Raw genomic sequence first — 21846 nt, 5'->3', positions numbered from 1 at the left:
GGTGGCTCGCAATGACGCATACTCCCTGACACTGGCTCCAAATCGCACCAAACAAAAATGGCCGGGATTGCTCCCGGCCATTTCGTATCGCGATGCTCGCCCGCTCAGCGCGGCGGGGCGGCGGAGGCGGTGCCGCCGTTGAGCAGCGGGGTGATGCGGCGGACGGTGACGCGCCGGTTGATGCGGCTCGGTCCGTCGGTCTGCTCCTTCAGGTATTGCGAGCCGTAACCCTGCGAGGTCAGGTTTTCCGCCGGCACGCCGAATTGCTGCGTCAGCAACTCGGCGGCGGATTGCGCACGGCGATCGGACAGCGACAGATTGTCGGTGTCGTTGCCGGTCGCATCCGTGTGGCCTTCGATCAGGAACACCTCGCGCGGATTGCGCTGGATGGCCCGGTTGAGGCCGTCGGCGATCGCCTGCAGCTTCGCCGCCTGATCCGGCGGGATCTGCCAGGACCCTGAGTCGAAGTTGATGCTGTTGACGTCGATCGACGGCATCAGCATGCGGACGTTCGGGCTGTAGCGGATTTCGTCGAGCGAATAGCGTCGAGCGATCCGATCCACCGGCGGTGCCTCCATGGTGTCGTAGATCACGTCCGGCGCCGCGCTGTCGGACTCGACGATGTAGCGATCATAGGGGATGCGGACCACCGGCGGAGGCAGGTCGACATAGAAGCCGCCGACCGCGCCCGGATCACGATAGCTGTTGTCGATGATGACGAGCTCGCGGCCGCCGGGCTCCCTGCGGATCCGGCGCAGCATCTGGCCATCGGGGCCGACCACGGTGATGATCTCGCTGCCGTCGGGACGAACCACGATGGTGCGGGTCTCGCCGCCGATCGTCTCGGTGCGAATGTCGCGCGCGCCATAGCGGAAGCGATAGACGTCGTCGCCGCGCACATAGGCCTGACCGCCCGGATCGCGGATGATGATGCGGTCCGGCTCGGTGTAGATGGTGCGGCCGTCTTCGACGACTTCCTGCCGCTGGTTGTGCAGGTCGGCGATGGTCCCGCCGATGATCGCACCGGCGACCACGCCGACGCCGACGGCGGCACCGATCGCGAGCGGCGAGACGTTGTCACGTCGCGGAGGCGGCGGAAGCGGCGCCGTGACCGTTGGCGCGGCCCGGAACGCGGACGAGACCGTCGGCGGGGCGTATTGCGCCTTGTCGGGCGGGGGCGTTGCCGCCGCCGAGCCGGGGACGACACCCGGTGCCGAGGGGCCGGCCGGACGTGCCGCTGGCGCGCCCATGGCCGCTCCTTGGGCCGACGGCACTGCGGGCGCAGCACCGGCAGCCGGCGGAGTGCCCGGGCGTGCCGGCTGACCCGGAGCCGGTGTCGCGCCGGGAGCGCCTATTGCTGCTCCCGGGGTCGGAGCCGTTCCGGGCGGTGTGGCGGGACGTCCCTGCTGACCCGGCGCCGGTGGCGTCGGCGTCGCGCCGGGAGGCGTCACGGCGGGTGGGGTGCCGGGCGTGCCAGGCCGTGCGGGCGGCTGTCCGCCTGCTGCGGGAGGCGTTGTCGTTGTCGATGGCGTGGGCGTTGCCGGCGACGTCGCGCCGGGCGGCGTCACCGCGGGCGGCGTGCCCGGCGGTTGCTTGGCACCGCCAGGACGTTCACCGGTAGGACGTTCGCCACCCGGACGATCACCAGGCCGGCGCTCGGCCGGTGCCGGTGTTGCAGCTCCCGGAGCCGCCGGTGCGGCTGGCGTCGGCGTCGGCGTCGCAGCCGCGGGCGGCGTGCCTGGGCGTGCTGCCGGAGCGGCAGCCGGTGCTGCGGGAGTAGCCGCCGGTGCTGGGGTCGGCAGCGTGTGCGCGGGTCCTGCGCCGGGCGGTGGCGTGCCCGGTCGCTGCGGGGCTGCAGCGGGCGGCGGTGGGGTCGGCGTGGGATGTGCGGGAGCTGCCGCCGGTGGTGGCGGGGTCGGCTTCGCGGGTGCGGCTGCGGGCGGCTCCGGCCGTGCAGGCGCTGGTGCCGGCTTCGCGGCAGGCGGCTCGGGCCGTACAGGCGCGGCTGCCGGCGGAGGCGGTGCCGGGCGCGCGGCGGGCGGTTCGGGTCGTGCGGGAGCGGCCGGCGGAGCAGGGTGTGGGGGCGCGGCCGCGGGCGGCGGAGGCGGAGCGGGGCGCGCAGGCGCGGCTGCCGGCGGAGCCGGTGGCGTCGGATGCGGCGGAGCAGCGGCCGGTGGCGGAGGTGGCGGTGTCGGACGCGCAGGCGCTGCGGCCGGCGGCGGAGCCGGATGCGGCGCGGCTGCCGGAGGCGGCGCTTGCGGATGCGGTGCGGCGGCGGGCGGTGCAGCGGCAGGCGGTGCCGGATGCGCGGGCGCGCCCGGCGCGGGCCGTGGCTTCGGCTTTCCGTCAGGTCCGAGCTCTTCCTTTGGCTGCGCCTGTGCGACGACCAGCGGCGAAGTTTGTGCGTGCGACGCTGAGGTGGCGAATTGCATCACCGTCAGCGCAGTCGTGGCAAGCAGCACGAGACGAAGCTTTGTCATAATCTTGGAGTCCCCGGCGGAAAGTCTGGGCAGGAAGGAAAGGAAGTCAGAGCCGAACAATTCGGCAGGACGATGAATTGCCAGCCGTTAGGCCGGATTGTGGCGAGCGCCGAATCATCGGCGAAGTTTATTTCGACATTATAACGGGTTGCATCTGCGCTTGTTCACTGCGTGTTCAGAAGAAACGCTCGGACACACTCACAATCGATCTGGAAGCAGGGCGCGAGGGCGAATCAGGGGACGGCGGGTCGATCTGTCGCAGGCGGCGGGCCGGTTGGTCCGGGCACCGGTGATTCGTCGGTGTTGCCGGACAGTTCGTTCGGTCGCTGCGCCGTTTCCTGAGCGGGCTCATCCGGGCGTGTGGCAGACCGCCTCGATGTTGTGGCCGTCGGGATCGAGCACAAACGCGCCGTAATAGTTCGCGTGATAATGCGCGCGAATGCCGGGCGCACCGTTGTCGCGGCCGCCGGCCGCCGTCGCAGCCTTGTAGAAGGCGTCGACGGTAGCGCGGTCCTTGGCCGTGATCGCGATGTGCACCGGCTTGTTCATCGCGCCTTCGCCGCCGATCCAGAAATCCGGCTTGCCGTTGGCGCCGAAGCCCGCCGCAGGCGCGTGCCCGGTCACTTCCGCGGGCACTTCCATGATCAGGCCATAGCCAAGCGGCGCCAGCGCCGTCTGGTAGAACGCCTTTGCGCGTTCGTAGTCGGAGACCGAAAAGCCGATATGGTCGATCATTGCGAGCTTCCCCGTGTGTGCGACACTACATCCTCAGACTCGTTACACCTCTCCCGCTTGCGGGAGAGGTCGGATTGCATCGAGATGCAATCCGGGTGGGGGCTCTTTCCACAATACGACTCGTGGATACACCCCCACCCCGGCCCTCCCCCGCAAGCGGGAGAGGGAGCAGGTCTCTGACGCGGCCGCACCTCAACCGCGCACAAGCAGCGTGTTGCTCCGGGTCCGGCCCTGATCGACGTAACCGCGCGCGTGCATGTCCGCAATGCAGTCGTCGGTCCATTCGTCCTTTGACAGATGCTCGATCACGACCGCGCGGGGCCACAGCTGTTCCGGCGCGTCGCGGAAGAAGCCGGTGAGCACGCGGTCCTCGAACCCCTCGACGTCGATCTTCAGTGCATCGACGCTGGTCGCGCCGGCCTCTTCGAGGATGCGTTGCAGCCGCAGCGATGGCACCTTGAACGCCTTGCCCGTGGGCGTGCCGGTGACGATGTGGCTGGCGCCGAGATTGTCGCCGTCGGTCTCGATCATCAGCTCGCCGTCGGTCGGACCTGCGGCGGCTGCAACCAGGCGCACCTGCGGATAGCCGGAGGCCTGCGTGTTGAATTTGAGCCGCGCATGCGTCATCGGATGCGGCTCGATCGCGATCACCTTGCCATCGGGCCCGACATCGCGCGCCAGCGCCAGCGCATAGGTGCCGACATTGGCGCCGAGATCGACGAAGGTGCCGCCGGCGCCGACATGCGCCCGCAGGAAGGCGAGCTCTTCCAGATTGTAATCGGGATTGAACAGCGCGCCGCGCTCGGTCGCGCTCGCCTGATGATAGAAGCGGAACGATGCGCCCTGATAGGTCACATCAAGCGGTCCCGAACCGAACAGATTGACCAGCCGCGACAGCCAGGGCCGGAACGCGCCGCGCTTCAATCCTGAGCCATGCGCAAGCCGGATGACGGCGGCCTGCGCCGCATTGGGCGCCAGGGCGCCGAACGGGGCCGGCGAAATGTCGTTGCTGGGTATCACGCATGGCCTCATCGAAAGCGCGGCATGCATAGCCGGTTTTGGCGTGAGCGCCAACGCCCGTCATGCGGCCTTGGCCGAGGCTCGCCGTTGCCGCAGGAAGCGTCCGAGCAGCCTTCGCTTGCCCTTGCGCGGGATCAGGTCGACGTCGCTGACCAGCTTGGCACCGCCCTTGCGGCGCTCCAGCACGATCTTGCGGCTGTGGAATGCTTCGAGCTCGACGCGATGGGCGACACTGACGATGGTCGCCTTCGGCAATTCCGTCGTCACCATCTCCATCATCTTGTCCTGGCTCTTTTCGTCGAGCGCGGAAGTCGCCTCGTCGAGCACGACGATGTCGGGGCTGTGCAGCAGCAGGCGGGCGAAGGCGAGCCGCTGCTTCTCGCCGCCGGACAGCGTCTGGTCCCACGGCGCGTCGTCCTCGATCTTCTCCTTGAGATGGTCGAGGCCGACCTTGTGCAAGGCGTCGCCGATCTGCTCGAGGTTCCAGTCCTCCGCCGCGCCGGGATAGGCCACCGCGCGCCGCAGCGTGCCCGAGGGCACGTAGGGCTTTTGCGGCAGCATGAACAGGCGGCGGTCCGCATGCAGGCCGACACTGCCGCCGCCCCAGGGCCACAAGCCGGCAATGGCGCGCACCAGCGTGCTCTTGCCGGTGCCGGATTCCCCGGCGACCAGCAGCCGTTCTCCCGCCTCGACGACGACCTCAGTCTCGCCGACCACGGCCGTGCCGTCGTCGAGCGTAACGGAGAGATCGTTGAGGCACAGCATGGCTTCGCCCGCGGTCTCGCCGCGTTTGATGCGCCCGAAGCCGTCGCCGGTCTCGGCGCGTTCGAGCCCGTCGAGTGACATCATCAGCGATGCGATGCGGCGCGCGCATGCATTCCAGTCGGCGAGCCGCGGATAATTGTCGACCAGCCAGCCGAACGCGGTCTGCACGATGGTGAAGGCCGAGGCGGCCTGCATCACCTGGCCGAGCGTCATGCTGCCGTCGAGGAATTTTGGCGCGCACAGCAAGAGAGGTACGACGGGCGCAATCAGGCTCGATCCCTGCGATACCAGTGTCGTGCGCATGTGCTGCCCGGCAAGTCGCGCCCATTGCCGCAGCACGTTCGAGAACGTCTTGTCGATGCCGTCGCGCTCTTCGGTCTCGCCGCCGAGCAGCGCGATGCTTTCGCCGTTCTCGCGCACGCGGGTCAGGACGTAGCGGAATTCCGCCTCGGCTTGATTCTTGTCCTCCGAGATCTGCGCGAAGCGCCGCCCGATCGCCATGATCGAGCCGGACGCGATCGCGGCATAGATAATCGCGGCGATGACCAGGAAACCCGGGATGCTGACGAAGGAGCCGCCGAGCGTCAGCGTCAGCGCGCCGCCGATCGTCCAGAGCACGATAATGAACGTGACGGCAGACAGCAGCGCCGACGTCACGCCGGCGATGAAGTCGACCGGCGAGTCGGTTGCGATCCGCAGATCCTCGGCGATCCGGTATTCCGGATTCTTGTGATCGCCGTCGACGAGATTGAGCTGGTAGTAGCGGCCGTTCGCCAGCCAGCGCGATACGACGGCGTTGGTCAGCCAGGCGCGCCAGCGCCGCTGAATGCCCATGCGGCCGAACACCTGGGCGACGCCGAGCACCACGCTGCCGATCGCGAGCGGAAAGAAGATGGCGGTCAGGTGCAAGACACTGGCCGAATCCCGCTTTTCGATCGCATCGAAGATCGCGCGATTCCAGACATTGATGCCGTACTGGACAGCGACATTGGCGACGATCAGCAGCAGCAGGCCGATCGTGAACAGCCACGCCAGGCGGTCGCCGCTCCGGCCCCAGTAGCCGCGTGCGGTGATCCAGAACCGCGTCAGCAGATAGTCCTTGCGCGCCTGCTCGGCTTCCTCGGGCGACAGCTCGGGATCGGGCTCAAGGATTTCCGGCGGCGGCGGTTCGACATGGTCGCCGTCTTCCGCGATAATCTCGACGAATTCTGATTTGTCGTCGGCTTCGCCCTCTGCGGCGTCGCTGTCCTCGGCGCCGTCGCGCATCGCGCTCGCTTTCCGAGGCGAGTTGGCCTTCGCCGGCGCGGGCCTGTTCGACGATCCGGATTTTGCCTCGGCTTTGCCCATCGCGCGACAACGCGAGGGAAATCAGAAGGTTCCGTTGCGGTTCCGACGCGGCGCGACAGACTCACCGGCGGAGCCAAATCTTCGGTGTCGTCCCGGGCAAGCCAACGGGTCGGCGCGAAGCGCCGCCCGATGACAGGCTCCGCGCGACCCGGGACCCATAACCACGAATGGCCGTCATCAGGCATCGCTGGAGCCACAGCGTACTCAATAACGCAATCCTGTGGTTATGGGTCCCTGCTTTCGCAGGGACGACAGCTAATGTGCGGCGGGTGAACGCAATCACCTCACCCCGCCGGCGCCTGGTCCCGCTTCAGCCGGCGCGAGCGCGTGGCCTTGTGCAGCACGCGCGCCAGCTGCTCGGCCGAATACGGCTTCTGCAACAGCTCGAAGCCGCCGCTGCCTTGTTGCGACAGCACCTGGCTGTAGCCGGAGGCGAGCACGATCGGCAGATCGAGCCGCTGCCGGCGGATCTCCTCCGCAAGCTCGATGCCGCTCATGCCGGGCATCACGACATCGGTGAACACCAGGTCGAACCTGTCGGGGTCGACGGCCAGCTCTTCCAGCGCGTGGGTGGCGTTCTCGACCAGAACACAGGTGCAGCCGAGCTGGGTCAGCGTGTCGGCGGCGAACTTTCCGACCTCGGCATTGTCCTCGACGATCAGGACCGACGCACTGGTTTGATCGATCGAAGGCGCATCCTCCGTGAGCGGCGATTGTGCGTTGTGTCTGCCGACGACACGCGGGAGATACAGCGTGAACGTCGAGCCCTTGCCGACTTCACTGGTCACGGTGACCTCGCCGCCGGATTGCTTGGCGAAGCCGAACACCTGCGACAGGCCAAGGCCGGTGCCGTGACCGACCTCCTTGGTGGTGTAAAACGGCTCGAAGATGCGGCCGAACAGCTCCTGCGGAATGCCGACGCCGGTATCGGCCACCGACACCGCGACATGGCCGTGCGGGCTCGGCGGCGTGATCGCCTCGGACGGCAAATTTTTCACGGCGCGGACCGCGATCGTGAGCCGGCCGACGCCGTCCATCGCGTCGCGCGCATTCACCGCCATATTGATGATGGCGGTCTCGAACTGACCGGCATCGGCGTTGACGAGGCAGGTCTCGTCCGGCACCTGCGCTGTGATCTCGATGCGCGAGCCGATCAGGGTGGTGATCATCTCGCTCAGGGTGCGGACATTCTGGCAGACGTCGAACACCTCGGGCTTCAGGGCTTGCCGGCGCGCGAACGCAAGCAGCTGGTTGGTCAGCTTGGCGGCACGGTTCACGGTGTTGGAGATCGCATCGATGTAGCGCTGCCGCCGCGGCTCCGGCAGGTCCGGCCGCCGCAGCATGTCGACCGACGCGCGGATCACGGTGAGCAGATTGTTGAAGTCATGTGCGACGCCGCCGGTGAGTTGCCCGAGCGCCTCCAGCCGCTGGCCATGCCGCAACGCGTCCTCGGCCTCGATGCGCCGGTCGGCCTCCTCCTCCAGGCGTTCGGTTCGCTGATAGGCGAGCATGAGCAGGCCAAACAGCAGCGCGGTGGCCGGTATGCCGAAGATCAGGTGCTGCGCCATGGTCGAGATCCAGCGCGCCTGGATCGCCGAGGTTTCGAGCCCGGCGCTGACATAGATCGGGTATTCGGCCAGCCGCTGATAGCGCATGCGCCGTTCGATACCGTCGGCCGGGGAACGGATCGTCATGCCGCCGGTCTCGGGATTGGCGACGACTTGTCGCCCCAGCGGCCCGCTCGGCTCAAACCTGGCGTCGTGGTCGATGACAGGGAAATGCGCCAGTATCGAGCCATCGGTCCGGATCAGCGCCAGGAAGCTGCCGGGCTCGCGGCCGATTTTGGCGTAGAAATTCTCGAAATATTCCGGAAGCACGGAGGCCTGGATCACGCCGCCAAAGCTGCCGTCCTCGTTGTTGCGGCGGCGGCCGACGCTGAAGAACCGCGAGCCCTGATAGGGTGGCCGCGGCGTCAGCACCTCGCCGATATAGGTGCCGATGTCGCGCTCGGCGTGGATGCGGAAGTAATCCCGATCCGAGAAATCGATGTCGGGGGCCGGTTGCACCAGGCTGTTGACCAGCGCATGGCCGTTGGCATCGAATACCCAGATCGATTTCACCTGGGGGAGCGTGTCGGCGACCCGGCGCAGCCGCTCGTGCAGGCTCTTCTCGCGCGCGGCGATATCGGCATCGCTCATGCCGCGGACGACCTCGGTGATCTCGCCCAGGCTGCGGTCGATGGTCTCGAACACCTTGAGCGCGTGCTCATGGGCGACGTCAAGCGTGCGCTGGATTTCCTGGTCGGCGGCCTCGCTGGTCGACATCCGGGACATCGCGGAAGCGAACAGGAACAGCGCCAGCGGAAGGGCCAGCGAGGCGGCCATCATCCATTGCAGCAGTCTCAGCGAATTGCGGTGTGCAGTCGGCACGTGCGCTCCGGCTCCTTGCGGACCTTAACGCAAACCGTCGCGCTGGAGGAAGCGAAACCCCGACCCGGATGGCGGTGCGGATGGCGATCCGCCGCCCGCGCGCAGCGAAAGTCCGTCTAGAGCGGTCGGCCGGCAGCCGGTCCGCATTCGGACCCGCCGCGGAGGGGCAATGCCGCCCGCGTGGCCGACCCAATCGTGCCGGCCGGGCGGATGCCGCCCGGAGGGATCACGACCTCGTTAGCAAGGCGCCGCCGTCAAGCGGAAAATCGGCCGGAATGACGATCGCGGACGCCGTTTTTAGGAGTTCTAAAACCACTCACGGGCAAATGCTTGACCCTGTGACTACCTGCTGAAACACAGGCCGCATGACAGGCGATCCAAACTCCTCCCAGGATAACTTACAGGACATCCGGCTCGGACATGCGGATCGCGGTTTTGTCGGAAAAATCATCAGGCTCGATGCGCTCGTGACGGGTTCATCGCTCTCTCCGCAGGAGCTGGAGCAGCGCCTGGTGGAGATGGGATTTGTCGAGGGCGCGCGCGTGGAAATCCTGCATGAAGGCACGATCCGGCGGGATCCGATCGCGGTGCGCGTCGACAACATCACGATCGCGCTGCGCCGGAGCGAAGCCATGGCCGTGATCGTCGAATGACAACTGCATCCCTGCGCCTGGCGCTGGTCGGCGCGCCGAACACCGGCAAGACGTCGCTGTTCAACCGGTTGACCGGCAGCAGCCAGAAGGTCGCCAATTATCCCGGCGTCACGGTCGAGCGCAAATCCGGCGGCTTCGTCACGCCGGAAGGCCGCAGCGTGACGGTGCTCGATTTGCCCGGCACCTATTCGCTGCGCGGCCGCAGCCCGGACGAGGAGATCACCCGCGACATCGTGCTCGGCCGCTTCGCCGGCGAGGCGGTGCCCGATCTCGTGCTCTGCGTTGCCGACGCCACCAATCTGCGGCTGACCTTGCGGCTGGTGCTCGAGCTGAAGCGCGTCGGCCGGCCGATGATGCTCGTGCTCAACATGATCGATATCGCCAGGCGCCGCGGCGTCACGATCGATCTCGATCGCATGTCGCAGGAGCTTGGCCTGCCGATCGTGACCTCGGTCGCGGTCCGCAAGGGAGGTGTTGACGAGCTCTTGAAGCGGACCGACGAATTCTTGGCCCGATCGCATGAGGCGGCGGCCAGCGAGTGGGCGGCGCCGACGATCGCCGACCTCAAGGCGGCGCAGCGCGAGGCGGACCGCATCATCGCGGCAGCCGTCACGCTGCCCACCAAGCCCGACACGCTGACCAACCGGATCGATTCGGTCGTGCTGCATCCGGTCTGGGGTCTCGTGATCCTGGCCGTGATCCTGTTCGTGATGTTCCAGGCGGTGTTCACCTGGGCGCAGCCGGCGATGGAATTGCTGTCGGACGGCTTCTCCGCGCTTGGCCAGCTGATCCACGATTTGCTGCCGGAAAGCTGGAGCCTGTTGCAGAGCTTCCTGCAGAACGGCCTGATCTCGGGCGTCGGCAGCGTCATCGTGTTCCTGCCGCAGATCATCATCATCTTCCTGTTCATCCTGCTGCTGGAAGATTTCGGCTACATGGCGCGCGCCGCATTCCTGATGGACCGCATCATGGGCGGCGCCGGGCTGCACGGCCGCGCCTTCATTCCGCTGCTGTCGAGCTTTGCCTGCGCCATTCCCGGCATCATGGCGACGCGGGTGATCGACAATCGCCGCGACCGCCTGACCACGATCCTGATCGTGCCGCTGATGACCTGCTCGGCGCGGATTCCGGTCTATACGTTGATCATCTCGGCCTTTGTTCCGGCGACCTCGCTGTGGGGCTTCGTCAATCTGCAGGGGCTCGTGATGTTCGGCCTCTATGCCGCCGGCATCACCAGCGCGCTGACGGTCTCGGCGATCGCAAAGTTCTTTCTGTGGCGCGACCATGCGCCGGCGCCGTTCATGCTGGAATTGCCCGACTACAAGGTGCCGCGGCTGCGCAGCATCGCGATCGGCGTGCTCAATCGCGCGAAGATGTTCCTGTATCGCGCCGGCACCACGATCCTCTCGATGATGGTGCTGATCTGGTTCCTGGCCTCGTTCCCGACCGCGCCGGCCGGCGCCGAGGGGCCGGCGATCAACTACAGCTTTGCGGCGATGATCGGTCACGCGCTCGAGCCACTGCTGCGGCCGATCGGCTTCAACTGGCAGATCGCGGTGGCGCTGATCCCGGGCATGGCGGCACGCGAGGTCGCGGTCGCGGCGCTCGGCACCGTCTATTCGATCGAGGGCGGCAAGGAGGCGGCCGAGCAGATCGGCCAGGTGCTGGCGCAGAAATGGACGCTGGCAACCGCGCTGTCGATGCTGGTCTGGTACATCTTCGCGCCGCAATGCGCCTCGACGCTCGCGGTGATCCGCCGCGAGACCGGCGGCGCGAAGTGGATGGTGGTGACGTTCCTGTACATGCTCGCGCTGGCCTATGTCGCGAGCTTCCTGACCTTCAATCTGGCGCAGGCGCTGGGGCTGCATTAGCCGGGCCGTCGCGTTCTGTCGCGGCGGCAATGGGTGCAACCGGGCGGGCGACGAAGTAGAGTTCGTTCGGGGCGCCTCTCGCGCATCCACGGGTTCCCTGCGAGACCACGCAATGTCGACGTTCGGCCTGGAGCGGGTATTTTCGCCTCGAAGCATCGCCATCGTCGGCGGCAGCCCGCGGCCGTCGTCGCTCGGCGCGGCGGTGCTGCGAAACCTCAGGGCGAGCGGCTTCCCCGGCAGGCTGGGCGTCGTCAACCGGCACTATGCGGATGTTGATGGCGAGCCGACCGTTGCCGACCTGAAGTCGCTTCCGTTCGTTCCGGATCTCGTCGTCATCAGCGCACCGGCGGCGGCGATCCCGGAGATCGTGGCGGAGGCGGGGCTCGCCGGCGTTGCCGGCGCCGCGATCCTGTCGGCCGGCCTCGGCCATGGCGCAGGCTCGCTCGCGGAGATCGTCGAGCAGACGGCGCGGCGGCACGGCATGCGCCTGGTCGGGCCGAATTGCCTCGGCGTCATGGTGCCGCGTGCGAAGCTCAATGCGAGCTTCGCCTCCCATCAGCCGTCGGATGGCCATGTCGCGCTGATCTCGCAGTCCGGCGCGGTCGCGTCGGCGATGATCGAGTGGGCGGCGGAGCGGCGGCTCGGCTTCTCGGGCATCGCCTCGATCGGCGACCAGCTCGATGTCGACGTCGCCGACCTCCTGGATTACTTCGCGCTCGACGATCATACCAACGCGATCCTGATCTACCTCGAAGCGATCAAGGATGCGCGCAAGTTCATGTCGGCGGCACGCGCCGCAGCGCGCATGAAGCCGGTCGTCGTCGTCAAATCGGGACGGATGGCGGAGGGGGCAAAGGCCGCCGCGACCCACACCGGTGCGCTCGCCGGTTCCGATGCGGTCTATGACGCCGCGTTCCGCCGCGCCGGCATGCTGCGCGTCTACGATCTTCGCCAGCTGTTCGACTGTGCCGAGCTGCTCGGCCGCGGCTTCGTGCCGCGCGGCAACCGGCTTGCGATCCTGACCAATGGCGGCGGGCTCGGCATCCTCGCGACCGACCGGCTGGCCGAACTCGGCGGCGTTCCCGCGACGCTGCTGCCGCAGACCATTGCGCGTCTCGACGAGTTGCTGCCGCAGGGCTGGTCGTCAGCCAATCCCGTCGACATCGCAGGCGATGCCGATGCCGCCCGTTACGTGGTGGCGCTCAACGCGCTGCTCGATGACGCGAACAACGACGCAGTGCTGGTCGCGAACGTGGAAACCGCGGTGGCGCTGGCCGAGGGCATTGCCGAGGCGGTGGCGCAGTGCGTGCGTGACCGCAGGACCAAACGAAGTGCGGTCGCCGCATTGGTGCTTGCGGCGTGGGTCGGCGCCGACGAGCGCACCGGTGCGATCTTCGAGGCGGCCCGCATCCCGCATTTCCCGACCGAGGACGATGCGGTGCGCGCCTTCATGTATCTGGTGCGCTATCGCGAGGCCTCCACGGCGCTCGCGGCGACCCCGCCGGGCGTCGCATCGGTGTTCACGCCGGAGACGGCGGCGGCGCGGCATGTGGTCGTCAAGGCGTTGTCGGAAGGGCGCGCCTGGCTCGATCCCGCCGAGATCGTCGCGCTGTTCGAGGCCTATCGGATTCCGATCGTGACGACGGTCGTCGCTGACAGTGCCGAGGACGCTGCCGAGAAGGCCGTGCCGTTCCTCGCCGAGGGGCACGCGATCGTGGTCCGGGTGTTCTCGCGCGACATCAGGCACGCCTCCGATGTCGGCGGCGTGATCCTCGACCTGCGCACCAAGGACAGCGTCGCCGAAGCGGCAAGGACAGTGCTGGAACGCGCCCGAAGCGCGCGGCCGGATGCGACGCTGCAAGGCGTCACGATCCAGCCGATGATCGTGCGGCGCGCGGCGCGCGAACTGATCCTCGGCATCGCCGACGATCCGACCTTCGGCCCGGTGATCGTGTTCGGCCGCGGCGGCCCTGCGGTCGAAGTGATCAATGACAAGGCGGTGGCGCTGCCGCCGCTCGACATGAATCTCGCCCATGATCTGGTCGGGCGGACGCGCGTCTCGCGGTTGCTCGGCGGCTATGGCGATGTGCCGGCCGTCCCGGCCGAACTGGTGCCGCTCACCCTGGTCAAGCTGGCGCAGATGGCCGCCGACATTTCCGAGGTCGCCGCGCTCGATATCAATCCGATGCTGGCCGACGCGACCGGCGTGCTTGCGCTCGATGCGCGGGTGGCGATCCGCAAGCCGGCGCGGCTGTTCGCCGGTCAAACCAGACTGGCGGTCAGGCCCTATCCGTCGCAATGGGAGGGCGAGCTTGCGTTACGCGACGGCTCGCGCGTCACGGTGCGCCCGATGCGGCCGGAGGACGAGCCGATGGTCGCCGCGTTCTTCAAGCGCGTCACCGCCGAAGACCTCAGGCTGCGCTTCTTCCACGCGATGAAGGAATTCTCGCACGCCTTCATCGCGCGCCTCACCCAGCTCGACTATGCGCGCGCGATGGCGTTCGTAGCGCTCGATCCGAGCACCGGCGAGATGATGGGAGCGGTCCGGCTGCACTCGGACTCGCTGTACCAGAACGCCGAATATGCGATCCTGCTGCAGTCCGATCTCAAGGGCAAAGGGCTTGGCTGGGCGCTGATGCAGCTCCTGATCCACTATGCGCGGTCGGAGGGACTAAAGCGTCTGTCCGGCCAGGTGCTGACCGAGAACACCACGATGATCGGGATGTGCCGCGATCTCGGCTTCACCGTCACGATGGATCCGGAGGATCACAGCATCGTTGACGTCGTGCTCGACCTCGATCGACCTGCCGTCGATGCGGTCGGCGCCGATATCCTGATCCGGCCCGCGGCGGCTGGCCGCTGATCACAGCGCCAGCCGCAGTCGCTTCTGATCAGATCTGGCGTTCGACCATCTTGAACTTGAGCTCGGCGATCGCTTCCGAGGGGTTGAGGCCCTTCGGACACGCCTTGGCGCAGTTCATGATGGTGTGGCAGCGATAGAGGCGGAACGGATCCTCGAGATTGTCGAGCCGCTCGCCGGTCGCTTCATCGCGGGAATCGGTGACCCAGCGCGTGGCCTGCAGCAGCGCGGCGGGACCGAGGAAGCGCTCGCTGTTCCACCAATAGCTCGGGCACGAGGTCGAGCAGCAGGCGCACAGGATGCACTCATAGAGACCGTCGAGCTTCTCGCGGTCCTCGTGGCTCTGCCTCCACTCCTTCTGCGGCGTCGGCGTCGTGGTCTTCAGCCACGGCTCGATCGAAGCATACTGGGCGTAGAAATTGGTGAGGTCGGGCACGAGGTCCTTCACCACCGGCTGGTGCGGCAGCGGGTTGACCTTCACCGCGCCGCCGGCGCCGACGTCGTGCATCGACTTGGTGCAGGCCAGCGTGTTCTGGCCGTCGATGTTCATCGCGCAGGAGCCGCAGACGCCTTCGCGGCAGGAGCGGCGGAAGGTCAGCGTCGGATCGATGTGGTTCTTGATCCAGATCAGGCCGTCCAGCACCATCGGACCGCAATCATGGGTGTCGACATAATAGGTGTCGACGCTCGGATTCTTGCCGTCATCCGGATTCCAGCGATAGACCCGGAATTCGCGGGTCTCGGTGGCGCCGGCCGGCTTCGGCCAGGTCTTGCCGCCGGAAATCTTCGAATTCTTCGGAAGTGCGAATTCAACCATGCTTGCTCGCCTTCGTTCTCAGTAGACCCGCGCCTTCGGCGGGATGTACTGCACATCATTGGTCATCGTGTAGTCGTGGACCGGACGATAATCGATCGCGGTCTTGCCGGCCGGATCGATCCAGGTCAGCGTGTGCTTCATCCAGTTCTTGTCGTCGCGGGCCGAGAAGTCCTCGCGCGCATGCGCGCCGCGGCTTTCGGTGCGGTTCGCGGCCGAATCCATCGTCACGATCGCCTGCACGATCAGATTGTCGAATTCCAGCGTCTCGATCAGGTCGGAATTCCACACCAGCGAGCGGTCCGACACCGAGATGTCGCCGACGCCGCCATAGACCTTGTGGATCAGGTTCTGGCCTTCGTGCAGCACGTCGCCGGTGCGGAACACCGCGCAATTGTTCTGCATCACATGCTGCATGCTGTCGCGCAGCTTCGCGGTCGGCGTGCCGCCGGAGGCGTGGCGGAAGTGATCGAGCCGGCCGAGCGCGCGGTCGGCCGAATCCTTCGGCAGCTCCGGCTGCTTGGCGTTTGCCGTCAGCTTGTCGGCAAGGCGCAGCGCGGCGGCGCGGCCGAACACCACGAGGTCGATCAGCGAGTTGGAGCCGAGGCGGTTGGCGCCATGCACCGAGACGCAGGCGGCTTCGCCGATCGCCATCAGGCCCGGCACCACCGAATTGTCGTCGCCGTTGCGCTTGGTCAGCACCTCGGCGTGATAGTTGGTGGCGATGCCGCCCATGTTGTAGTGCACGGTCGGCACGATCGGGATCGGCTCGCGGGTGACGTCGACATTGGCGAAGATCTTCGCCGATTCGGAGATGCCCGGCAGCCGCTCATGCAGCACCTTCGGATCGAGGTGATCGAGGTGCAGGAAGATGTGATCCTTCTTCTTGCCGACGCCGCGGCCTTCGCGGATCTCGATCGTCATCGCGCGCGAGACGACGTCGCGCGAGGCGAGGTCCTTGGCCGACGGCGCGTAGCGCTCCATGAAGCGCTCGCCTTCGGAGTTGACGAGATAGCCGCCTTCGCCGCGGGCGCCTTCGGTGACGAGACAGCCCGAGCCGTAGATGCCGGTCGGATGGAACTGGACGAACTCCATGTCCTGCAGCGGCAGCCCGGCGCGCAGCACCATACCGCCGCCGTCGCCGGTGCAGGTGTGGGCCGAGGTGCAGGACGCATAGGCGCGGCCATAGCCGCCGGTCGCCAGGATCGTGGTCTGGGCGCGGAAGCGATGCAGCGTGCCGTCGTCGAGCTTGAGCGCGATCACGCCGCGGCAGACGCCCTGGTCGTCCATGATCAGGTCGATGGCGAAGAATTCGATGAAGAACTCGGCCGCGTGGCGCAGCGACTGGCCATACATCGTGTGCAACATGGCGTGGCCGGTGCGGTCGGCGGCGGCGCAGGTGCGCTGCGCCTGGCCCTTGCCGTAGTCCAGGGTCATGCCGCCGAACGGGCGCTGATAGATCTTGCCGTCCTCGGTGCGCGAGAACGGCACGCCCCAATGCTCGAGCTCATAGACCGCGTCGGGTGCGTTGCGCACCATGTATTCGATCGCGTCCTGGTCGCCGAGCCAGTCCGACCCCTTCACGGTGTCGTACATGTGCCAGCGCCAGTCGTCGGGATGCATGTTGCCGAGCGAGGCCGAGATGCCGCCCTGCGCCGCAACGGTGTGCGAGCGGGTCGGGAACACCTTGGTGATGCAGGCGGTGCGCAGGCCCGCTTCCGAGCAGCCGACCACGGCGCGGAGGCCCGCGCCACCGGCGCCAACCACGACGACGTCGTAGGTGTGGTCCTGGATCGGGTAGGCCTTGCCATTGGTAGCCGGGCCACTGCCGTTGGTGGCCTTGCCGTTTCCTTCACCGGCCATGGGTTATACTCCCGACGACAATTTGAGGATTGCGTAGATCGAGGCCAATGCGACCGCGACGCAGAAGAAGTTGTTCGCCATCACGCTGGCGATCTTCAGCTTCTCGTTATGGATGTAGTCCTCGATCACGACCTGCATGCCGATCTTCATGTGCCAGGTGCTGGCGACGATGAAGAGCAGCAGGATGATGGCGATCGGGATCGAGCCGAGGATCTGCGCCGCGCCGGCATGATTGCGGCCGATCAGCATGATCACCACGACGATCACGGGAACGATCAGGAGCGTCATCGCGACCGCGGTGAGGCGCTGGCGCCAGAAATCGCCGGTGCCGGTATGGGCAGAGCCGAGGCCGCGGACGCGCTCCAGCGGCGTGCGCATCGAAGAGGGGCCGCTCATCGTCCACCTCCAACCGCGTAGGCAATGATCCAGACCAGCACGGTCAGCACGATGCCGGCGACCAGCGCGCCCCAGGTCAGCGCTTCGCGCTCATTGGCCTTGAAGCCGTAGCCGAGGTCCCAGACGAAATGCCGGATGCCGCTGCACAGATGGTGCATCAGCGCCCATGTGTAGCCGAACACGATCAGCTTGCCGATCGCACTGCCGGTGAAGGCCTGGACGTTGGCGTAAGCCGACGGGCCGGAGGCGGCGGCGATCAGCCACCAGGCCAGCAGCAGCGTGCCGAAATAAAGGGCCAGACCGGTGGCACGGTGGACGATGGACAGCGCCATCGTCAGCGTCCACCGGTAGGTCTGCATATGGGGTGAAAGCGGTCGTTCGATCCTGGCGGTCATCGGCGGGCTTTATGGTGTGAGGGACCGCGGCCGGCCCATCGGGGAACGCGGTAGAGGAGTTCTATTTACGGAGTCGGATCAGACCGCGCAACGGCCAAATAGCCTTCGGTCGAACCGAAGTTCATTGTTAGAGTTGCCGAATTCTGGTTGATCCGCAGTGTGGTATACCAGATGCAAGGCCGGATGAACCAAAGGATGAATCCGAAATCCGAATATCGGCCGGCACATTTAACGGCGCGCGGACGGGCCCCGGAAGGCGTCGATTTTGCCCCATTGTTCCACCAGATAATCGACGAATGCCCTGATCTTAGGCGATGCGAGGCGTGACGGCTGCAGCGTCAGATGCAGCGGCGTCGGGGCCGGCTCATGATCGATCAGCAGGCGTTGCAGGCGGCCGCTGGCAAGATCGGACTGCACCTGCCACGACGGCACGCGGACGATGCCCGCGCCTTCCCGCGCTGCAGCGATCAGTGCCTCGAGGCTATTCATCCAGAGCCGACCGGATATGCGGAATTTGCGACCCGTCTTCGAACCATCGGCAAAGCGCCACTCCGCGCTGCCCGGCGAATCGGAAAACACCAGGCAATCATGTGCCGACAGATCGCCCGGCGTCCGCGGTTCACCGCGCCGCGCGAGATACTGAGGTGATGCGCACACGATCATCTGCAGCTCGGTGAGCTTGCGCGTGACGAGCTGTGAATCGCGCAAGCGGCCGATGCGGACAGCGAGATGGATATCCTCCTCGACCATATCGACGGCGCGATCGATCAACAGCAGGTCGACGGAGAGTGCCGGATAGCGGCGCAGAAATTCCACCAGCAACGGCGCGATCACCAGCCGCCCGATCAGGCTCGGCGAGCTGACGCGGATCCGGCCCGACGGTTGGTGCGGATCGCGCGCCAGCGCCGCCTCGATTTCGCTGACCTCGCCGAGAACGGATTTCGCGCGCTCGTAGAGAATGCGGCCGTCGTCGGTCAGTGCGAGCTGGCGGGTGGTGCGCAGCAGCAGGCGGGTGCCGAAATGCTCCTCGAGCGCGCTGATCTGGCGGCTGACGGAGGTCAGCGAGCTCGGCAGCGACCGCGCCGCCGCCGACAGGCTGCCGGTCTCGACCGCGCGGACAAAGGCCGCCATCGCCGCAAGCTGGTCCAAGCCCGATCCTTCCGCATTTCGCAACAGAGCCTGCTCAACAGCATAGATACTCCCGAATCCCAAAAGGGGCTATTGCTCTCCGCGAACAGTCTCAAGACGGCGCCAATGCCTGCGTGCGGCGCCAACCACCGTGCGAAGGACATGATGGCCGGCCTCGATCCCAAGGAATTGCTCGAGCTTGCGCTGCTGCTGATCGCGGTCGGCGCGCTGTCCGGCTTTCTCGCCGGCCTGTTCGGCATCGGCGGCGGCGCGATCCTGGTGCCGGTGTTCTACGAATGCTTTCGTCTCGCGGGCGTGCCGCTCGAGGTGCGGATGCCGCTGTGCATCGGCACCTCGCTCGCGATCATCATCCCGACCTCGCTGAGCTCGTTCCGTGCCCATTATCGCCGCGGCGCGGTCGACATGGAAATCCTGAAGCGCTGGTGGCTGCCGATCGTGATCGGCGTTGCCGCCGGCAGCGTCACCGCGCGTTTCGCGCCGGAACGGCTGTTCAAGATCGTGTTCGTCGTGGTGGCGTGGTCGGCGGCAGCACGGCTGCTATTGGCGCGCGAGACCTGGAAATTCGGCGACGACGTGCCGAAGGGTTTTCTGATGCGCATCTACGGCTTCTTCGTCGGCCTGCTGTCGACGCTGATGGGGATCGGCGGCGGCCTGTTCGCCAACCTCTTGATGACCTTCTACGGCCGGCCGATCCATCAGGCGGTAGCGACCTCGTCCGCGCTCGCGGTGCTGATCTCGATCCCCGGCGCGCTCGGCTATGTCTATGCCGGCTGGCCCGCCGCTGCGCGCTTTCCCGACGTCACGGCGCTGCAACTGCCGTTCGCGCTCGGCTATGTCTCTCTGATCGGCGCGCTGCTGGTGATGCCGACCACGCTGGTCACCGCGCCACTCGGCGTCAAGGTCGCGCACGCGCTGTCGAAGCGCGCGCTGGAGGTGGCGTTCGGAGCTTACCTCTTCATTGTCGGCGGACGATTTGTGATCAGCCTGCTGGGCGGGCACTGATCGGCTCGTCGTTCAGCCGTACTTCGCTGTGACCCCACCGTCGGAGGTCTCCGACGCCCTCGATCCGACCGGCGTGGGACAGGAATCGCAGGCGTGCTCCGATCATTTCAGGAGCTATTGGCAATTTCAGTTTATCGCAGTCTGCGATCGCGACCCCTATAATCATCGCGACCTTTTGCCATCGCGATGTCAGGGCCGACATGATGATGTCGTCGAGCGCTGCTTCCGTAGCTTCGCGGGGAAGACGCACGTCGCTCCACTTCAGTTCGGAGCTCGGGGGAGGCAGTTCTTCGCGAAGCTCCAGCTTCATCAGGTCGCGAAACTGTTCGTAAAGTGGCAGCATCACTTGCCATTCCAGCTCGAGCAGGAGGTCATAGAGCGGGCCATCCAATTCAAGCCGCTCCTGCTTTCCGAGCTCCGCAATCGCGATTCGAGCCTTCTTCATCGCCTCGTGCGCGATGACGAGTTGATCGTTAATCTGGATAGCCTGCTCCCGCTCCATCTACCCCTCACGACGTTCTCGCGGCTTCAACCCTTCGCGTAGATATCCTTATACGTATCCCGCAAAATATTCTTCTGCACCTTGCCCATCGCATTGCGCGGCAATTCGTCGACGACGAAGACGCGTTTGGGCATCTTGAATTTGGCGAGCCGCCCGTCGAGCGCCTTCAGCACCGAGGCCTCGCTGATATCGGCGCCCTTGCTGCAGACCAGAACGGCGGTGACGCCTTCGCCGAAATCGGCATGCGGCACGCCGATCACGGCGGATTCGATCACGCCGGGCATGGCGTCGATCTCGCTCTCGATTTCCTTCGGGTAGACGTTGAAGCCGCCGGAGATCACCAGATCCTTGCCGCGGCCGAGAATGTGGACGTAGCCCTTGTCGTCGATCTTGCCGAGATCGCCGGTGATGAAGAAGCCGTCGCTGCGGAATTCGGACTTGGTCTTCTCCGGCATCCGCCAATAGCCCTGGAACACGTTGGGGCCCTTGACCTCGATCATGCCGATTGTTTCCCGCGCAAGCTCCTTGCCGGTCTCCGGATCGGTGACCCGCACCGAGACGCCGGGCAACGCGAAGCCGACCGCGCCGGGCACTCGATCGCCCTCATAGGGGTTGGAAGTGTTCATGTTGGTCTCGGTCATGCCGTAGCGCTCGAGCACGGCGTGGCCGGTGCGGGCCGACCATTCGCGATGGGTGTCGGCGAGCAGCGGCGCGGAGCCCGAGATGAACAGCCGCATGTGCTTGGTTGCGTCCTTGTTGAGGCCGGGGTTCTGCAACAGGCGGGTGTAGAAGGTCGGCACGCCCATCATCACGGTGGCGCGGGCCATCAGCTTCAGGATCGCGTCCGGATCGAACTTCGGCAGGAAGATCATCGAGGCGCGCGAGAACAGCGTCACGTTGCTCGCCACGAACAGGCCGTGGGTGTGATAGATCGGCAGCGCGTGGATCAGCACGTCCTTGTCGGTGAAGCGCCAGTAGTCGACCAGCGAATACGAGTTCGACGCCAGATTGTCGTGCGACAGCATCGCGCCCTTGGAGCGGCCGGTGGTGCCCGACGTGTAGAGGATCGCGGCGAGGTCGTCATTGCCGCGCGGCACGGTAGCAAATTCCCTCGGCGCCTTGTCGGCCGCCTCGGTCAGCGAGCCTTTGCCGGTCGGGTCGAGCGTCTCGACCCTGGCGCCCACCTTGGCGGCGATCGCCTTGATGCCGTCCAGCTTGGAGGGATCGCAGACCACCAGCGACGGCTCGGCATCGGTGATGAAGTATTCGAGCTCGTTCAGCGTATAGGCGGTGTTGAGCGGCAGATAGACGCCGCCGGCGCGCACGGTGGCGAGATAGAGCACGAGGGCCGAGACCGACTTCTCGGTCTGCGCCGCGACGCGGTCGCCCGGCTTGACGCCGCGCTCCACCAGCACGTTCGCCATCTGGCCCGCGCGCGCGATCAAATCGCCGTAGGAGATGCGGCTGCCGTCGAGCTGCTCGATCGCGAGCCGGTTGGGGTCGTCGAGGCCGTCGAACAGGCGGGAAAACAGGTTGGCGTTGGTGGTCGTGTTCATGCAACATCC

16 protein-coding genes are annotated in these 21846 nt (G+C 66.5%); 4 read left to right on the top strand and 12 right to left on the bottom strand.

Annotated elements, in window-relative coordinates:
- Positions 1-104 precede the first annotated feature (104 nt).
- From ACOIX3_RS41660 to ACOIX3_RS41640, 5 genes are all read right to left on the bottom strand, one after another.
- The gene (locus ACOIX3_RS41660; protein WP_420967746.1) at positions 105-2480 is read right to left on the bottom strand and encodes an OmpA family protein; all 2376 of its coding nucleotides are present in this window, start codon (positions 2478-2480) and stop codon (positions 105-107) included.
- A gap of 348 nt (positions 2481-2828) precedes the next feature.
- Positions 2829-3215 carry a VOC family protein gene (locus ACOIX3_RS41655; RefSeq protein ID WP_420967745.1) on the bottom strand — a complete coding sequence of 129 codons (387 nt, stop codon included), beginning with the start codon at positions 3213-3215 and terminating at the stop codon, positions 2829-2831.
- Positions 3216-3407: 192 nt separating this feature from the next.
- A complete protein-coding gene (locus ACOIX3_RS41650) occupies positions 3408-4265 on the bottom strand; it encodes an FkbM family methyltransferase (RefSeq protein ID WP_420967744.1) in 858 nt (285 codons plus the stop codon).
- 30 nt (positions 4266-4295) lie between these two features.
- Positions 4296-6266: an ABC transporter ATP-binding protein/permease gene (locus ACOIX3_RS41645; RefSeq protein ID WP_420967743.1), complete on the bottom strand. Its 1971-nt coding sequence runs from the start codon at positions 6264-6266 to the stop codon at positions 4296-4298.
- Between the two features lie 365 nt (positions 6267-6631).
- Positions 6632-8776, bottom strand: coding sequence for an ATP-binding protein (locus ACOIX3_RS41640; protein WP_420967742.1), 2145 nt, complete (start codon positions 8774-8776; stop codon positions 6632-6634).
- Between the two features lie 365 nt (positions 8777-9141).
- Here ACOIX3_RS41640 and ACOIX3_RS41635 point away from each other — a divergent pair, with 365 nt between their 5' ends.
- The 3 genes from ACOIX3_RS41635 to ACOIX3_RS41625 all read left to right on the top strand — a co-directional run bounded on the left by ACOIX3_RS41635 (position 9142) and on the right by ACOIX3_RS41625 (position 14163).
- Positions 9142-9429 (top strand): FeoA family protein, encoded by a 288-nt coding sequence (locus tag ACOIX3_RS41635; RefSeq protein ID WP_029081252.1) that lies wholly within the window; start codon positions 9142-9144, stop codon positions 9427-9429.
- Positions 9426-11300 (top strand): ferrous iron transporter B, encoded by a 1875-nt coding sequence (feoB, locus tag ACOIX3_RS41630; RefSeq protein ID WP_420967741.1) that lies wholly within the window; start codon positions 9426-9428, stop codon positions 11298-11300. The genes ACOIX3_RS41635 and feoB overlap by 4 nt, the downstream gene beginning before the upstream one ends.
- Positions 11301-11412: 112 nt before the next feature.
- A complete protein-coding gene (locus ACOIX3_RS41625; RefSeq protein WP_420967740.1) occupies positions 11413-14163 on the top strand; it encodes a bifunctional acetate--CoA ligase family protein/GNAT family N-acetyltransferase in 2751 nt (916 codons plus the stop codon).
- A gap of 28 nt (positions 14164-14191) precedes the next feature.
- On the opposite strand, the gene ACOIX3_RS41620 is transcribed toward ACOIX3_RS41625, so the two are convergent.
- From ACOIX3_RS41620 to ACOIX3_RS41600, 5 genes are all read right to left on the bottom strand, one after another.
- Positions 14192-14977, bottom strand: coding sequence for a succinate dehydrogenase iron-sulfur subunit (locus ACOIX3_RS41620; protein ID WP_050402509.1), 786 nt, complete (start codon positions 14975-14977; stop codon positions 14192-14194).
- A gap of 18 nt (positions 14978-14995) precedes the next feature.
- Entirely contained in the window at positions 14996-16837 is a 1842-nt protein-coding gene (gene sdhA / locus ACOIX3_RS41615) for a succinate dehydrogenase flavoprotein subunit (RefSeq protein WP_420967739.1), read from the bottom strand.
- A 3-nt stretch (positions 16838-16840) separates the two neighbouring features.
- Positions 16841-17215, bottom strand: a complete 375-nt coding sequence (gene sdhD, locus ACOIX3_RS41610) for a succinate dehydrogenase, hydrophobic membrane anchor protein (RefSeq protein WP_083992366.1) — start codon at positions 17213-17215, stop codon at positions 16841-16843.
- Positions 17216-17229: 14 nt separating this feature from the next.
- Positions 17230-17628, bottom strand: coding sequence for a succinate dehydrogenase, cytochrome b556 subunit (gene sdhC / locus ACOIX3_RS41605; RefSeq protein ID WP_420967737.1), 399 nt, complete (start codon positions 17626-17628; stop codon positions 17230-17232).
- Between the two features lie 228 nt (positions 17629-17856).
- Positions 17857-18777: a LysR family transcriptional regulator gene (locus ACOIX3_RS41600; protein WP_420967736.1), complete on the bottom strand. Its 921-nt coding sequence runs from the start codon at positions 18775-18777 to the stop codon at positions 17857-17859.
- 141 nt (positions 18778-18918) lie between these two features.
- On the opposite strand from ACOIX3_RS41600, the gene ACOIX3_RS41595 reads away from it, so the two are divergent.
- Positions 18919-19779: a sulfite exporter TauE/SafE family protein gene (locus ACOIX3_RS41595; protein WP_342729416.1), complete on the top strand. Its 861-nt coding sequence runs from the start codon at positions 18919-18921 to the stop codon at positions 19777-19779.
- On the opposite strand, the gene ACOIX3_RS41590 is transcribed toward ACOIX3_RS41595, so the two are convergent.
- Both ACOIX3_RS41590 and ACOIX3_RS41585 read right to left on the bottom strand, forming a co-directional pair.
- On the bottom strand, positions 19757-20281 hold the full coding sequence (locus ACOIX3_RS41590; RefSeq protein ID WP_342725569.1) for a DUF3658 domain-containing protein: 525 nt from the start codon (positions 20279-20281) through the stop codon (positions 19757-19759). The two genes, ACOIX3_RS41595 and ACOIX3_RS41590, sit on opposite strands and share 23 nt — an antisense overlap.
- Before the next feature lie 26 nt (positions 20282-20307).
- Entirely contained in the window at positions 20308-21837 is a 1530-nt protein-coding gene (locus ACOIX3_RS41585; RefSeq protein WP_420967735.1) for a malonate--CoA ligase, read from the bottom strand.
- Positions 21838-21846: the final 9 nt, after the last annotated feature.

Origin of the sequence: Bradyrhizobium sp. B120, from assembly GCF_049075665.1 — a bacterium.
Classification (GTDB): domain Bacteria; phylum Pseudomonadota; class Alphaproteobacteria; order Rhizobiales; family Xanthobacteraceae; genus Bradyrhizobium.
This window is presented reverse-complemented; position numbering and strand designations above follow the sequence as displayed.

What these genes read in the sequence shown, in the direction of transcription:
- ACOIX3_RS41645 (WP_420967743.1), bottom strand. Translation starts at nt 6,266, where the DNA reads ATGCGCGACGGCGCCGAGGACAGCGACGCCGCAGAGGGCGAAGCCGAC.
- ACOIX3_RS41590 (WP_342725569.1), bottom strand. Translation starts at nt 20,281, where the DNA reads ATGGAGCGGGAGCAGGCTATCCAGATTAACGATCAACTCGTCATCGCG.
- ACOIX3_RS41595 (WP_342729416.1), top strand. Translation starts at nt 18,919, where the DNA reads ATGATGGCCGGCCTCGATCCCAAGGAATTGCTCGAGCTTGCGCTGCTG.
- ACOIX3_RS41620 (WP_050402509.1), bottom strand. Translation starts at nt 14,977, where the DNA reads ATGGTTGAATTCGCACTTCCGAAGAATTCGAAGATTTCCGGCGGCAAG.
- sdhD (WP_083992366.1), bottom strand. Translation starts at nt 17,215, where the DNA reads ATGCGCACGCCGCTGGAGCGCGTCCGCGGCCTCGGCTCTGCCCATACC.
- ACOIX3_RS41635 (WP_029081252.1), top strand. Translation starts at nt 9,142, where the DNA reads ATGACAGGCGATCCAAACTCCTCCCAGGATAACTTACAGGACATCCGG.
- sdhA (WP_420967739.1), bottom strand. Translation starts at nt 16,837, where the DNA reads ATGGCCGGTGAAGGAAACGGCAAGGCCACCAACGGCAGTGGCCCGGCT.
- ACOIX3_RS41655 (WP_420967745.1), bottom strand. Translation starts at nt 3,215, where the DNA reads ATGATCGACCATATCGGCTTTTCGGTCTCCGACTACGAACGCGCAAAG.
- feoB (WP_420967741.1), top strand. Translation starts at nt 9,426, where the DNA reads ATGACAACTGCATCCCTGCGCCTGGCGCTGGTCGGCGCGCCGAACACC.
- sdhC (WP_420967737.1), bottom strand. Translation starts at nt 17,628, where the DNA reads ATGACCGCCAGGATCGAACGACCGCTTTCACCCCATATGCAGACCTAC.
- ACOIX3_RS41625 (WP_420967740.1), top strand. Translation starts at nt 11,413, where the DNA reads ATGTCGACGTTCGGCCTGGAGCGGGTATTTTCGCCTCGAAGCATCGCC.
- ACOIX3_RS41585 (WP_420967735.1), bottom strand. Translation starts at nt 21,837, where the DNA reads ATGAACACGACCACCAACGCCAACCTGTTTTCCCGCCTGTTCGACGGC.
- ACOIX3_RS41660 (WP_420967746.1), bottom strand. Translation starts at nt 2,480, where the DNA reads ATGACAAAGCTTCGTCTCGTGCTGCTTGCCACGACTGCGCTGACGGTG.
- ACOIX3_RS41650 (WP_420967744.1), bottom strand. Translation starts at nt 4,265, where the DNA reads ATGCATGCCGCGCTTTCGATGAGGCCATGCGTGATACCCAGCAACGAC.